Genomic DNA, 14,146 nt, shown 5'->3' on the forward strand with positions numbered 1-14,146 from the left:
TGTGATTACAAATCAAGGACCAGACGTTTGCCTTTGGCGCGCGAGCAACAGATGAGCATACTTTGCTGGCTGGCCTTCTCATCGTCGCTGAAATACTGATCGCGATGATCCGCTTCCCCTTCAATAATTGTTGTTTCACAGGTACCGCACACGCCTTCGCGACATAGACATTCCACCCTGGCCGCTTTGTTATTTTCGATAACCTGTAAAATAGTCATCTCTTCCGGAACGACAAATTCACGTCCAGAACGTGCCAGCACAAGGGTGAACGCATCACCGCTCTTATCTTCCACGGCAAATTGTTCGAAATGTAGCGTATCGTTGTCCAGAGCGTGGCGGGCGGCTTCGCGTCTTACGGCATCGTTAAGTACAGCAGGGCCGCAGGTGTAAATATGCGTGCCGGGTTCTACATCGGCCAGCAGACGCGCCAGGTCAAGGCGGGTGCCTTCGGTAGAAAGGTGCAGATGAATGCGCTCGGCGTTGATGTGCTGAGTGAGTTCATGATGAAATGCGCAGCTTTCCGGGCTGTGGGAGCAGTAATGCAGTTGCCACTCAGCGTGTGATTGTTCCAGCTCCGGGATCTGCGATAAAAAGGGGGTTATGCCAATGCCTCCTGCAATCAGTATATGTTTTCGTGCCTGAGGTTCGAGGGCAAAGAGATTATTTGGTGTGGATATCGTCAGCGTGTCGCCAGCGTTCACGTTCTGGTGTAAGAAACGTGAGCCGCCTTTGGACTCATCCTCCAGTCGTACAGCTATTTGATAAGCGGTGGTATCAAGCGGTGAACTCATCAGCGAATAGGCATTGCTGTAGAGATTTTCGCCATCGCGCATCTGCACGATTATATGGCTGCCTCCACTGAACGCGGGTAACGAGCCGCCTGCAGAGGCAACTAAGGTGAAACGTTTTACATGTGGAGTAATGGTCTCAATCCGGCTGACCCGCACTTCATGCATTTGATATTCAGACATCGCGGCACTCCCTTAAAAATCTGTCCGGCGCGGGTTAACCCTGCGCGCCGGAATCTGTGTCACAGCCCCTGGCAGAGATATTTCATCTCCAGGTAATCTTCGATACCGTGTTCAGAGCCTTCACGCCCAAGGCCGGACTGTTTGACGCCGCCAAACGGGGCAACTTCATTAGAGATAAGCCCGGTATTGATCCCCACCATGCCGTATTCAAGCTGCTCAGAAACTCGCCAGATACGCGCAGCGTCATTACTATAGAAGTAAGATGCCAGACCGTAGATCGTATCGTTTGCCTGGTGGATCACGTCCTGTTCATCGTCAAATTTCACCAGCGCGGCGACCGGTCCGAAGATTTCTTCCTGTAACAGTTGCGTGCCTGGCTGCACGTTGCCGATGACGGTAGGGGTAAAATAGTTTCCGCCCAGCGCATGGCGTTGGCCGCCGGTTAACAGCGTGGCACCACGCGTCAGGGCGTCATCAAGAAGTGACTGCACTTTGTCTACGGCGGCGCTGTTGATCAGTGGTCCGGTCTGTACGCCTGGTTGCTCACCATTGCCTACCTTCAGCGCGGCGACACGGGCGACAAACTTCTCGCAAAACGTGTCGTAAATGGCCTGATGAATATAAAAACGATTCACACAGACACAGGTCTGTCCGGCGTTGCGAAACTTGGCAACCAACGCCCCTTCGACGGCTTTATCAATATCTGCGTCATCAAACACAATAAACGGCGCATTACCCCCCAGCTCCAGTGACACCTTTTTGATGGAGTCAGAACACTGGCGCATCAGGACGCGTCCGACTTCTGTTGAACCCGTGAACGAGAGCTTACGTACACGATCATCAGCGGTGAACTGAGCGCCAATTTCGCGTGATTTTCCTGTTACGACGTTGATGACGCCTGAGGGAATGCCGGCCTGACGTGCGAGCTCGGCCAGCGCCAGTGCTGTGAACGGCGTCTCGTTGGCCGGTTTTATCACCATCGTACAGCCTGCAGCCAGTGCCGGACCGGCTTTGCGGGTGATCATGGCGGCGGGGAAGTTCCACGGCGTAATCGCGGCGCAGATGCCGACGCCCTGGCGGATCACCATCAACCGCTTGTCCGTTGTAGGAGAGGGAATGATTTCACCGTTGGTGCGTTTTGCCTGTTCGGCAAACCACTCAATAAACGAAGCGGCATAGACAATTTCGCCTTCCGCTTCTGTCTGCGGTTTTCCCTGTTCGGCAGTCATGATTTGCGCCAGCGCCGTTTTGTTGTCGAGAATTAAGTGATGCCAGGCTTTGAGCAGAGTGGAACGCTGGGCTGCGGTCATTGCACGCCAGTTGGGTAACGCCTGAGAGGCGGCATCAATAGCCCGCTGAGTCTCTGACATTCCCATATTGGGTATTTTCCCCAGAATAGCGCCTGTCGCCGGATTGCTGACCGATAACGTATTGTTGTCATCGGCGTCGCACCAGTTCCCGGCGATAAACGCCTGCTGGCGGAAAAGTGAAGTCTGAAAGACGGTCATGACGAACTCCTTCAAGGATTAATCCTGAAACACCTGGGCTACCAGGTTATGGAAATGGGCAATACCGTGTTCAGAAATCCCGCTGCCGCTGGTATCTGCCATAATGCGTCCCTGACCGCGATAGCCGCGTGATTTCAGCCCTTTTTGTACGCTTTCGACCAGACGTAAATCTTCAGGGCGGAAGACATTGCGATACCATTCAATCAGCTCTTTCTGCTCTTCGGTGAGTTCTTCATTGGTGAAGTAGATGTCGTAGTTTTGCAGTGTGGTTTCTGCATCCACCGGGAACTCATAGATAACGGTCATCATGCCTTTAATTGGCGTGACGTTGAGCATGGTGCATGGCCACAACCAGAAACCGTGGAAGGCGGCATCAACGCCTTCTTCGAACTTAAATGACTGCTCTGATGGTTTGGCAAAACCGTATTGCAGAGTCCAGTTGCCATGCATGGTGTGCCAGTAGCGGTCAACCTGTACCGAGTCGGAAAAACCAGGGTGTGCCGGACCGCAGTGGTAGCACTCCAGATAGTTATCAACGATATTTTTCCAGTTGGCAGGTGTGCGAGTCGTAAAGCGCGCAGCCAGTTTCAGATCGTGTACATCAGGGCAGGCTTCGACAACTTTCGCTGCCAGTCCCGGGAGTTGATCTTCAACGCTGCCGGCATTCGGATCCATATTGATAAATACGAATCCGGCATATTCTTCAAGACGTACCGGTGTGAGATGGGCTTTCTCACTATCGAAATTGGCCACGTTTTCACAGTTACGGGCGTGTGCCAGGTTGCCATCGAGCTTAAAAGCCCAGGCGTGATAGGGACAGGTAATGACATTCTTCGCTTTCCCTTCGCCGCTTAGCAACTGATGACCCCGATGTGGGCAGACGTTGTAGAAAGCGCGCAGCACATTATCGCGACCCCGTACCAGCACGATATTTTCGCCAATCACTTCACGAGTGACATAGTCATTTGGTTTTGCCAGTTCGCTGCTGTGGGCTACGCAAATCCAACTTTTGGCAAACACGTTCTCTTGCTCGTGCTCAAACGCCTGTTGATCGGTATAAAACCGTGCCGGGATGGTCCATGCGTCCTGCGGGTTGGCACAAAAATTTTGCGGCAGAATAAACTCAGGGCTCAGATTGCTCATTGGATTACCTTTAATTTGTGAGTAAGAGGATGTTTTTGTACTGGCGCTCAACTGTCGCCTTTGAGTAATGCCCCGGCGGGTGGCGTAACTGGCTCGCCGCCCTGTGCGTCGGGAAGATGACTTTCAATTTGGTGAGCAGGAATATGGGCATAGTCCTGTTTAACCCAGCGAAGAAAACCACCGACCTTCACCAGCAAAATGGCGAGGAAGGGAAGTGCGGTCAGTACCACGGTAGTCTTCATGGTTTCCAGTGAAGCACCGGTAAACAGAATCGATAATGGAATCAAGGTAATGACCACGCACCAGAACAGGCGTAAGCCGCGCTCGGGATCTTCACCTTCCTGAAGATTGCGCGTGCTGGTGGCCGCCATGGTATAGGCCACAGCATCCATATGTGAGGCGAGGAAAATAATCATGATAGCCAGATAGGCCACCAGGAACAGTTTCCCGGCGGGTAGTGACATCAGTACCTGCTGGACGGCCGTTTCGCCGCCAAGCGTTGCCATTATTTGCGGAACATCAATTACACCGTTAACAAACTGATGGATAGAGTAACTTTCCATCACCCCGAAGAAGAACCAGCAACCGACGGTGCTACCAAGGATCAATGCCCAGATCACTTCCTTAATTTTGCGTCCACGGGAAACGCGGGTAACAAACATCGCCACGCCAGGGGTATAGGAGATCCACCACAGCCAGTAAAATACCGTCCAGTTGCGGGTAAACTCACCATTACCGAGAGGGTCGGTAAACAGGCTCATTTGCAAAAAGTTTTGTGTTGTCAGGCCGATGGCATTGATGATGTTGTTAGTGATGAACTCGGTTGGGCCGACGATCAATACCAGCAGCGGCAGCAAAAATGCGCCCCAGCCAACCATTTTGCTCAGACGTTGTAAGCCGTTATTGATGCCAATCCAGGAGCTGAGACAGAAGATGCCCCCCGAAAACAGGATCACAAATGCCTGCACCGTAAAGTTATCCGGCAGACCAGTGAGAGCCGATAAGCCACGAGTAAAGGTGGCTGCGGTGACGACCAGGGAGATGGTTAACGCGCCGACGGTGGCAATCAGGAACATCAGGTCGACTAAGCGCCCCCAGACGCCTTGCGGATGAACGCCAGTAATTGCAGCAATAATACCGGACAGGCTCAACCCTTTGTTTTTACGCACATGGAAGTGATAAGCCATGGTTAATGAGGCCAGCGTATAGGTTGCCCACGCGCTGATCCCCCAATGGAAAAAAGAGTAGGGCAGGCTGAATTCCAGTGCTTTTTGCGAGTGGGGGGCGATATTCAGGCCCGGTGTCTGGTAATAATAGGCCCATTCTGCAACGCCCCAGTAGAGCGTGGAAGAACCTAACCCGGCGCAGATAAACATAAACAGCCAGGAAAGTGTGCTGTATTCCGCTTTGCCTTCTCCCAGACGAATGTTGCCGTACTTGCTGGTGGCAAGATAGATGACCAGTCCCATAGCCATGAGGACCAGTATCTGGACTGCTGAACCTAACATGCGGGTGACACCATTAAAAATGGTGTTTGCCGCTTGCGCGGATTGCTGAGGGAAGAAACTCAGTGTGGCTGCGATAAAAAGAATGGCCACCAGGCTGATGGCTATGAGTGGCACATCTTTTTTCTTTACGTTGCTCAACATGGGTGATCTCCTGGGCATAAGTTGCCCGCGTTTGGCATTAGCCTGTCGTTGTTATCATGCTGTAGGGGTACAATGTGTCGCTTCGTTATTTAACATTTTAATTATTTGTTCTTTACATGAATTAAACAATTGCCCGATGCGTGAAGCAATAAAACACGGAACGGAAATAATAAAAGGTGAATTCGCGCAGGTTATTTCAGCAATTGAACGCATAAAAAAGCCGCGTCAGTGACGCGGCTCAAATTAAGTGGTTTGACCTTTAACGAAGGGCCTGACAGATGGCCTGGCCAACCTGTGATGTGGTGGCGGTCCCTTTCATATCCGGTGTTTTAGGACCACTGGCAATGACCTGTTCAATCGCCGCCACGATCCCATCGTGAGCAGCCTGATAATTTGCATCACCGTTGCCGAGGAAATCCAGCATCATGGCTCCCGCCCAGATTGTGGCAATCGGGTTGGCGATATTCTTGCCGTAGATATCTGGTGCCGAACCGTGTACCGGTTCGAACAACGATGGAAAGGTGCGTTCCGGGTTTAAGTTTGCAGAAGGGGCAATACCAATTGTCCCTGTGCAAGCAGGGCCTAAATCGGAAAGGATATCGCCAAACAGGTTCGAGGCGACCACCACGTCAAAGCGTTCAGGTTGCATAACAAAACGGGCGCACAGAATATCGATATGCTGCTTATCCCAGCGAATCTCAGGATATTGAGCTGCCATGGCTTCAACGCGTTCATCCCAGTAGGGCATACTGATGGCAAGACCGTTTGATTTGGTTGCAGAAGTTAACGTTTTGCGTGGACGGCTCTGGGCCAGTTCGAACGCGTAACGCAAAATGCGGTCGACTCCACGACGGGTGAAGACGGATTCCTGAATGACCACTTCATGCTCGGTTCCTGCGTTTACTCGCCCGCCCAGTGAAGAGTATTCCCCCTCGGTATTCTCGCGCACGACATAAAAATCAATGTCGCCTGGTTTTTTTCCTGCCAGTGGACAGGGAACGCCGGGGAACAGGCGAACCGGACGCAGGTTGACGTACTGATCGAATTCGCGCCGAAACTTGAGTAATGATCCCCATAATGAGATGTGATCCGGCACGGTATCGGGCCAACCGACAGCTCCAAAATAGATAGCATCGAATGATTTTAGCTGCTCATGCCAGTCATCCGGCATCATTTTTCCGTGATGCGTATAGTATTCGCAGCTGGCCCATTCCATTTGCTCAAAGCTGAGCGACAAATCCCAACGCTCCGCAGCCGCCTGTAACACATTAATGCCTTCAGGCAGGACTTCTTTACCAATACCATCTCCGGGAATAGCGGCAATACGACAGGTTTTCTTCATAGCAGCTCTCACTTGTACGCCATCAAAATTGACTTTCCCCTTATCCTATAATTGACTGATTAAGAGTTAATCCCCCTAACTGGTGAAACATAAAACACAGATCATGAATAATCTGCCGCTGCTAAATGATTTACGCGTCTTTATGCTGGTTGCCCGTCGTGCAGGATTTGCCGCTGTTGCTGAGGAGTTGGGCGTTTCTCCCGCGTTTATCAGCAAGCGCGTTGCGCTGCTTGAACAGACGCTGAATGTCGTGTTGTTACACCGCACCACGCGGCGAGTGACCATCACGGAAGAGGGAGAGCGGATCTACGAATGGGCGCAGCGGATCCTGCAGGATGTGGATCAGATGATGGATGAGTTGTCTGATGTCCGGCAGATCCCTCAGGGTATGTTGCGCATTATCAGTAGCTTTGGCTTTGGTCGTCGGGTGGTGGCGCCTGCACTGTCTGCACTGGCGAAACAGTATCCGCAGCTTGAGCTAAGATTCGATGTTGAGGATCGGTTGGTGGATCTGGTTAATGAAGGTGTCGATCTTGATATTCGTATTGGTGATGATATTGCTCCTAATTTGATAGCACGAAAGCTGGCGACTAATTATCGCATCCTGTGCGCTTCACCAGAATTTGTGACGCAATACGGTGCGCCTAAGCAACTGAATGAACTGGCAAGCTTTCCCTGCCTGGTAATTAAAGAACGTGATCATCCGTTTGGCATCTGGCAATTGCGTAATAAAGAAGGTGAGCACTCGATTAAAGTGACGGGTCCATTATCATCTAATCACGGTGAGGTTGTTCATCAGTGGTGTCTGGATGGGCAGGGTATTGCGCTGCGTTCGTGGTGGGATGTATGCGACAACATTACTAGCGGACATCTGGTTCAGATATTACCAGAGTATTATCAGCCAGCTAATATCTGGGCTGTATATGTTTCTCGCCTGGCGACATCGGCCAAAATTCGTATTACGGTTGAGTTTTTGCGCCGCTATTTTGAGGAGAATTACCCCAGATTTTCTCTGGAATAAATGCGAGTTGGCTGGGGGAAAAATAAAAAAGGCAGAATAATCTGCCTTTTTGCTGCTGACCATACTCTGTTACAAAAGACGTTATTTAGACTCTTCTGCTTCAGGTAATGTCACGTTAAGTTCGAGGATAGAAATATCGCCGTCTTTTTGTTCAAGTTGTACGGTGACCATTTCGGGGTCAATTTGTACATACTTACAGATAACGTCGAGAATATCTTTCCTCAACTGCGGTAAATAATGCGGCTCGGCGTCACTGCGACGACGTTCCGCAACAATAATCTGCAGTCGCTCTTTAGCGATGTTTGCTGTGCTCTTTTTCCGCGAGAGAAAAAAATCCAGTAATGCCATAACTTATCCTCCGAACAGGCGTTTGAGGAAACCTTTCTTCTCTTCTTCAATGAAGCGGAAAGGACGTTCTTCTCCCAACAGACGGTCTACGGTATCTGCGTAGGCTTTGCCGGCATCAGCATTGATGTCGAGAATAACCGGCTCACCCTGGTTAGACGCGCGCAGGACTGACTGATCTTCAGGAATCACGCCGACCAGCTTGATTCGCAGAATCTCCAGTACATCTTCCATGCTGAGCATGTCGCCTTTGTTTACGCGGCCCGGATTGTAGCGCGTAAGTAACAGGTGCTCTTTAATCGGATCTTCACCATTTTCAGCGCGACGAGATTTCGACGCCAGAATACCCAGAATACGGTCAGAGTCACGTACGGATGAAACTTCCGGGTTGGTGGTGATGATAGCTTCATCAGCAAAATACAGGGCCATCAACGCGCCGGTTTCAATACCTGCCGGGGAGTCGCAGACGATGAAATCGAAGCCCATCGTTTTCAGATCATCCAGAACTTTTGCGACGCCTTCGCGCGTCAGCGCGTCTTTATCGCGAGTCTGTGAGGCCGGAAGAATAAAGAGATTTTCGGTACGCTTATCTTTGATTAACGCCTGATTTAACGACGCATCGCCCTGGATCACGTTGACGAAGTCGTAAACGACGCGGCGTTCACAACCCATAATCAAATCAAGATTACGCAGGCCGATATCAAAATCAATAACGACAGTTTTCTTTCCCTTCTGGGCCAAACCTGTAGCGATGGCCGCGCTGGAGGTTGTTTTGCCAACGCCCCCTTTACCCGAAGTAACAACAATAATGCGTGCCATAGAAATTCCTTGTTAAAAAGGGATCAATTCAACGGTTGAACTGTCAAAGCGTTCTCTGCTAATTGCAGACGAGCCGCTTTGCCATAAAATTCTGCTGGGATATTATCACTCAGCCAATATACACCTGCGATAGACACCAGTTCTGCCGTCAGATGGGTACAAAAAATTTGTGCTTCCCGGTCACCGCTGGCGCCCGCCAATGCACGGCCTCTCATCACACCATACACGTGAATGTTACCATCAGCGATAAGCTCAGCGCCTGCGCTGACGTGGCTTGTAACAATCAGATCACATTGTGGTGCATAAATACGCTGACCGGAACGAACCGGTACATTTATTAATCGCGTTTTTGTGATGGGAGTAACGTTTTGTGGTGGCGCGGCAGGGGCCGGGGTATTAACTGGCGCGGAACGGATGGTTTTTTCTTTACCTTCAGTGAGTAAAGGAAGACCCAATTCGTCTATTTCAGCCTTAAGTTTGGCGTCTTTACAGCCGCTGACGCCAATAATACGCAGGCCGGTAGATGCGACCACTTTTTGCAGCGCCGGCCAGTTTACCGGGCTTTCAAGGCCACTGACGTTGATCACCACGGGAGCATGTTTTAAAAAAGCAGGTGCCTGCGCGATTTTGTCTTCCAACGCCTGACGAATAACCTCGGGTTCTGCTTCGTGCAAGTGAACCACTGATAAGGTGAAGCTACTGCCTTTAAGCTCGATTGGCGTGTTTGACATCCTGGCCTTACTCAATTTGCTATTTATCATCCCCAGCGCGGGGTGATATTCCGAAGACTATAAGGCATGTTATAGTCAGTATTATATTGAGGCAAGCCACCATTCCCTGAATTCAGAGTAAAAGATATGTTTTGTGTGATCTACCGAAGCAGCAAACGTGACCAGACCTATTTATATGTCGAAAAAAAAGACGATTTCTCACGCGTTCCTGAAGAACTGATGAAAGGATTTGGTCAACCGAAGCTGGCAATGATTTTACCGCTTGATGGCCGTAAAAAACTCGTCAACGCCGATCTTGAAAAAGTAAAACAGGCGTTAACTGAGCAGGGCTATTATTTACAATTACCGCCACCGCCAGAAGATTTACTCAAACAGCATCTGTCTGTGGTTAAACAAAATACACCAGACGTTAAACCTTAAACTGTATCCGGCAGTAGCGTGTCCCATCGATGCAGTTTATGAAATCAATGACTACGTTAGGGGAAAGTAATGTATCAACATCACAACTGGCATGGTGCTCTGCTGGATTACCCGGTAAGTAAAGTGGTTTGTGTAGGCAGCAATTATGCAAAGCATATTAAAGAGATGGGTAGTGCAACGCCCGATGAACCGGTCCTGTTCATAAAACCTGAAACCGCACTGTGCGATCTGCGTCAGCCGCTGGTGATCCCGGCGGATATGGGATCTGTTCACCACGAAGTTGAGCTGGCGGTGCTGATTGGTTCGACTCTGCGCCAGGCGACGGAAGAGCACGTGCGCAAAGCCATCGCTGGCTATGGTGTGGCTCTGGATCTGACCCTGCGTGATATTCAGGGCAAAATGAAGAAGGCGGGTCAGCCGTGGGAGAAAGCGAAGGGATTTGATAACTCCTGTCCGTTGTCTGGCTTTATTCCTGTTTCGGAATTTAACGGCGATCCGCAAAATACGCAGCTCGGTCTGACAGTAAACGGTGAAAAACGTCAACACGGTTCCACAGCGGATATGATCCATCAAATTGTCCCGTTGATTGCCTATATGAGCCGTTTCTTCACGCTTAAAGCGGGTGATGTTGTGCTGACGGGGACGCCGGAAGGTGTTGGGCCATTGCATAGTGGTGATGAGCTGGCTATTAGTTTCCATGGTCAGACTCTCACGACCCGAGTGCTGTAATCTCTTCTTGCCGCCTTTTCGGGCGGCAAAACTTGCATCAGCGTGCCAGACTGGTTATAAGGTGCAGCTTTATTGCAATAGCGGATACCCTGATGAGCGACAAACCTTTCTGGCAAAGCAAAACCCTGGATGAAATGACCGATGCCGAGTGGGAGTCATTATGTGATGGGTGTGGTCAATGCTGTCTGCATAAGCTGATGGATGAGGACACCGACGAAATTTACTTTACCAACGTCGCCTGTCGTCAGCTCAACATTAAAACCTGCCAGTGCCGTAATTACGAACGCCGATTCGAATATGAGCCTGATTGTATTAAGTTAACGCGTGATAATCTCCCGACTTTTGAATGGCTACCGATGACCTGTGCCTATCGTCTGTTAGCGGAAGGTAAGGGGTTACCAGACTGGCACCCGTTGCTGACAGGTTCTAAAGCGGCAATGCATGGTGAACGCATTTCGGTACGACATATTGCAGTGAAAGAATCGGAAGTGTATGACTGGCAGGACCATATTTTGAACAAACCTTCATGGGCGGAATGAACCGCCCATTGATCAGCAGGCGTTGAAGATTAAGACTTTTTCGCCTGATACATCTCATCTCCGTGGTTGTCATCTTCAACCCAGAAATTAATATTGAATTGTGCATCGTCACTTAATTCAACACGATGCCAGTACTGCGGTGGGCTGGTTGCGAACTGACCGGCATTGATAACTACCTTCACCTCAGGTTCTGTCGCTTCTTCATTGGCGAAACCGTAATAGGTTACCGTTCCTTCCATCACGCAGAGTTGTCCAAAGACACCTGCTGCCGTGTTGTGGTGAGAAAGCAATGCTGCAGGGACATTGTCTTTAGTAAAGAAGGGGGTAGAGCGTTTAACTTTCCAGTTTGCCGGGATGCGTAAGTGGGACATAAGACATCTCCTTGGTGTGGCATTTATAAGATGTATTTAATATACATCTTATAAATGCCACCAGGCAACGACATTATGGTAAAAAAAACGCTCCCGGAGGAGCGTTCTGTTAGCGGCCGAAGAGGTCGCGTTTTTTCGGTTTAAACGGCTGAGCAATCAACACCAGCACGGCGACAATGAGATAAGCAGCAAAAATCCCCAATAGCCACTGCGGCATTTCCAGGGTTAAAAAGGACCATTGACGTTCAGCACAATCACCGGATGCGAGGAATATCTGCGGCAGCCATTTATCCAGTGGTAACCAGCTTGGGAAACGCGCGGCAAAATCACAGGTCATAAAGGGTGACGGGTGAAGCTGAATCATCGTATGTTCATACGCCAACTGCAGGCCGCGCCATGCACTGTAAATCCAGATAATGATTGCTACGTAGCGCAGCGGTGTTTTCGGCGCGATTGCCCCCACCACTCCAGCACCCATCACGCCGAATAATGCACTACGTTCATAAATACACAACACGCAAGGTTTAAGCAGCATAACGTGCTGGAACCACAGCGCGACCAGTTCCAGAGCCAAAGCGGTGAGCGCCAACAATAACCATGCCCCACGACCACGGGAACACTGGTTTAAAAATCGCAACATAATAATTTCCCTGCAACATGCGTAGAGACCGCAGTTTAAACCAATTCAATTTAAGCGCCACTAGCGGCAATTGAAATATTGTGTAATTGGATAATTATCATGCAAAAAGTCAAACCGGGCAGTGATTTGCCCGGTGAATTGCTATGAAAGTGTGGCTAACCAGCCTGTTTGTGTCATCCACTCGGTCACCGGGACGAGCGTAAACTCCACGCAGAGAAGCCCAACCAGTGTCAGGACGAGCGTATAAGGCAGAGCCATCCACACCATGCGGCCATAGGAAAGTCGAATCAACGGTGCCAGTGCGGAGGTCAGCAGGAACAGAAAAGCCGCCTGACCATTAGGCGTGGCGACGGAAGGCAGGTTGGTGCCGGTATTGATCGCTACGGCTAACAGCTCAAACTGATTAAGGCTGATTGTTCCGTGTTCCATCGCCGCTTTCGCTTCGTTGATATAAATTGTCCCAACAAAAACGTTATCGGAGATAGAAGAGAGCAGGCCGTTGAAGAGATAGAACAGGGTGAGCTGTGCGTGCTCTGATGACTGTAAAACAAACTGAATAATCGGCGCGAAGAGTTGCTGATCGATAATCACGGCAACAATAGAGAAAAATACGGTGAGCAGTGCGGTGAACGGCAGCGATTCGGTGAATGCTTTCCCAATGGCATGCTCGTCGGTTACACCGGTTAAAGAGGTTGCCAGGATGATAACAGACAGACCAATCAACCCGACTTCTGCCAGATGCAGAGCCAGGGCGACCACCAACCAGACGCCGATAATCGCCTGAATGATCAGTTTAATTTTATCCTGGCGGGTGCGCTGCAGGCGGCTTTGATCGTCAAACTGCTGCAGGACTTCACGTACCGTCTCTGGCAACGTTTCACCGTAGCCGAACCAACGTAATTTCTCGACCAGTACGCAGGTTAACAGTCCACAAATCAATACCGGGACGGTTACTGGCGACATGCGCAGGAAGAAGTCACCGAAATGCCAGCCCGCTGCTTTAGCGATAATCAGGTTTTGCGGTTCTCCCACCATGGTCATCACGCCACCCAGCGCTGTACCGACCCCCGCGTGCATCATCAGGCTGCGCAGAAAACCGCGGAACTGCTCAAGCACGGCTTTATTATGCTGATCGATATGGCTGTCATCGAGCATATTATTATCTTCACCACGGGAAGAGGCGATGCGATGGTAGATGCCATAAAAACCTACCGCCACGCTTATTACCACTGCAACCACAGTCAATGCATCAAGGAACGCGGAAAGGAAGGCTGCGGCAACACAAAAAGCCAGAGACAGCATCATTTTGGAACGGATGCTGAGCAGCAGTCGGGTAAAAATAAACAGCAGCAACTGCTTCATAAAGTAGATGCCTGCCACCATAAACATCAGCAGCAATAACACTTCCAGATTGGCGGCAACCTCTTCGCGAACATGTGCGGCGCTGGTCATGCCGATGATCACGGCTTCAATGGCCAACAGCCCACCCGGTAGCAGCGGATAGCATTTTAGCGCCATTGCCAGCGTAAAAATGAATTCGGCAACCAGTAACCAGCCTGCGACAAACGGGTTGATGAAAAATATGATCGGATTAACGATTAAGAAGACAAGTAATGCGAGTTTGTACCAGTCTGGTGACTGGCCCAAAAAGTTGCGCCACAACGCGCGACTCCAGGAGAGCTCCATGGCAGTTTCCCTTACCTATAAAAATGAAATCATGTTTTTAAGTTTGACCGCAAAGCTTAGCGGGACGAAGGATTGCAGGCAAGCTCTTCACGTGACGCCTCGCGGCAGATGTACTTCAGCGTTATCCGGAAAATGAAGCCTTGATCCACTTTTTCTTCATGGTGTCAGCTATCAGCTATGTAACCCGTCTGGTATGATAACTGTAACTATGTTTTGCTGTGTAATGGAATTA

The 14,146-nt window shown here is 50.2% G+C and carries 15 protein-coding genes; 4 read left to right on the plus strand and 11 right to left on the minus strand.

Annotated elements, in window-relative coordinates; all coding sequences use genetic code 11:
* Positions 1–5: 5 nt before the first annotated feature.
* The 5 genes from OGY01_RS05920 to OGY01_RS05940 all read right to left on the minus strand — a co-directional run bounded on the left by OGY01_RS05920 (position 6) and on the right by OGY01_RS05940 (position 6,613).
* The gene (locus tag OGY01_RS05920) at positions 6–971 is read right to left on the minus strand and encodes a PDR/VanB family oxidoreductase (protein ID WP_286492630.1); all 966 of its coding nucleotides are present in this window, start codon (positions 969–971) and stop codon (positions 6–8) included.
* Between the two features lie 59 nt (positions 972–1,030).
* Positions 1,031–2,479 (minus strand): NAD-dependent succinate-semialdehyde dehydrogenase, encoded by a 1,449-nt coding sequence (locus OGY01_RS05925; RefSeq protein ID WP_200011065.1) that lies wholly within the window; start codon positions 2,477–2,479, stop codon positions 1,031–1,033.
* 18 nt (positions 2,480–2,497) lie between these two features.
* Entirely contained in the window at positions 2,498–3,622 is a 1,125-nt protein-coding gene (gene yeaW, locus OGY01_RS05930) for a carnitine monooxygenase, oxygenase subunit YeaW (RefSeq protein WP_045443906.1), read from the minus strand.
* A gap of 47 nt (positions 3,623–3,669) precedes the next feature.
* Entirely contained in the window at positions 3,670–5,271 is a 1,602-nt protein-coding gene (locus OGY01_RS05935; RefSeq protein ID WP_045443903.1) for a BCCT family transporter, read from the minus strand.
* A gap of 259 nt (positions 5,272–5,530) precedes the next feature.
* On the minus strand, positions 5,531–6,613 hold the full coding sequence (locus OGY01_RS05940) for a tartrate dehydrogenase (RefSeq protein WP_045443899.1): 1,083 nt from the start codon (positions 6,611–6,613) through the stop codon (positions 5,531–5,533).
* A gap of 103 nt (positions 6,614–6,716) precedes the next feature.
* Between OGY01_RS05940 and OGY01_RS05945 the strand changes: the two genes are divergently transcribed.
* The gene (locus OGY01_RS05945) at positions 6,717–7,634 is read left to right on the plus strand and encodes a LysR substrate-binding domain-containing protein (RefSeq protein WP_286492631.1); all 918 of its coding nucleotides are present in this window, start codon (positions 6,717–6,719) and stop codon (positions 7,632–7,634) included.
* Positions 7,635–7,715: 81 nt separating this feature from the next.
* Here OGY01_RS05945 and minE read toward each other — a convergent pair whose 3' ends face one another.
* The 3 genes from minE to minC are packed head-to-tail and all read right to left on the minus strand — an operon-like array spanning position 7,716 to position 9,529.
* Positions 7,716–7,982, minus strand: a complete 267-nt coding sequence (gene minE, locus OGY01_RS05950) for a cell division topological specificity factor MinE (RefSeq protein ID WP_003833739.1) — start codon at positions 7,980–7,982, stop codon at positions 7,716–7,718.
* Between the two features lie 3 nt (positions 7,983–7,985).
* Positions 7,986–8,798, minus strand: a complete 813-nt coding sequence (gene minD / locus OGY01_RS05955) for a septum site-determining protein MinD (RefSeq protein ID WP_045443887.1) — start codon at positions 8,796–8,798, stop codon at positions 7,986–7,988.
* Positions 8,799–8,821: 23 nt separating this feature from the next.
* Positions 8,822–9,529, minus strand: coding sequence for a septum site-determining protein MinC (minC, locus tag OGY01_RS05960; RefSeq protein ID WP_200011062.1), 708 nt, complete (start codon positions 9,527–9,529; stop codon positions 8,822–8,824).
* Between the two features lie 126 nt (positions 9,530–9,655).
* Between minC and OGY01_RS05965 the strand changes: the two genes are divergently transcribed.
* The 3 genes from OGY01_RS05965 to ycgN all read left to right on the plus strand — a co-directional run bounded on the left by OGY01_RS05965 (position 9,656) and on the right by ycgN (position 11,217).
* Positions 9,656–9,949, plus strand: coding sequence for a YcgL domain-containing protein (locus tag OGY01_RS05965; RefSeq protein WP_045443883.1), 294 nt, complete (start codon positions 9,656–9,658; stop codon positions 9,947–9,949).
* Between the two features lie 69 nt (positions 9,950–10,018).
* Positions 10,019–10,678 (plus strand): fumarylacetoacetate hydrolase family protein, encoded by a 660-nt coding sequence (locus tag OGY01_RS05970; protein WP_045443881.1) that lies wholly within the window; start codon positions 10,019–10,021, stop codon positions 10,676–10,678.
* A 92-nt stretch (positions 10,679–10,770) separates the two neighbouring features.
* Positions 10,771–11,217, plus strand: a complete 447-nt coding sequence (gene ycgN, locus OGY01_RS05975; protein WP_045443879.1) for a cysteine cluster protein YcgN — start codon at positions 10,771–10,773, stop codon at positions 11,215–11,217.
* 29 nt (positions 11,218–11,246) lie between these two features.
* On the opposite strand, the gene OGY01_RS05980 is transcribed toward ycgN, so the two are convergent.
* From OGY01_RS05980 to nhaB, 3 genes are all read right to left on the minus strand, one after another.
* Positions 11,247–11,588: a TehB family protein gene (locus OGY01_RS05980; RefSeq protein WP_045443877.1), complete on the minus strand. Its 342-nt coding sequence runs from the start codon at positions 11,586–11,588 to the stop codon at positions 11,247–11,249.
* Between the two features lie 109 nt (positions 11,589–11,697).
* Positions 11,698–12,228: a disulfide bond formation protein DsbB gene (dsbB, locus tag OGY01_RS05985; RefSeq protein WP_225761009.1), complete on the minus strand. Its 531-nt coding sequence runs from the start codon at positions 12,226–12,228 to the stop codon at positions 11,698–11,700.
* A 141-nt stretch (positions 12,229–12,369) separates the two neighbouring features.
* Positions 12,370–13,914 (minus strand): Na(+)/H(+) antiporter NhaB, encoded by a 1,545-nt coding sequence (gene nhaB / locus OGY01_RS05990; protein ID WP_286492632.1) that lies wholly within the window; start codon positions 13,912–13,914, stop codon positions 12,370–12,372.
* Between the last annotated feature and the right edge of the window lie 232 nt (positions 13,915–14,146).

This window comes from Citrobacter sp. Cm038 (assembly GCF_030333105.1).
In the GTDB taxonomy this organism is placed as follows: Bacteria; Pseudomonadota; Gammaproteobacteria; order Enterobacterales; family Enterobacteriaceae; genus Citrobacter; species Citrobacter murliniae.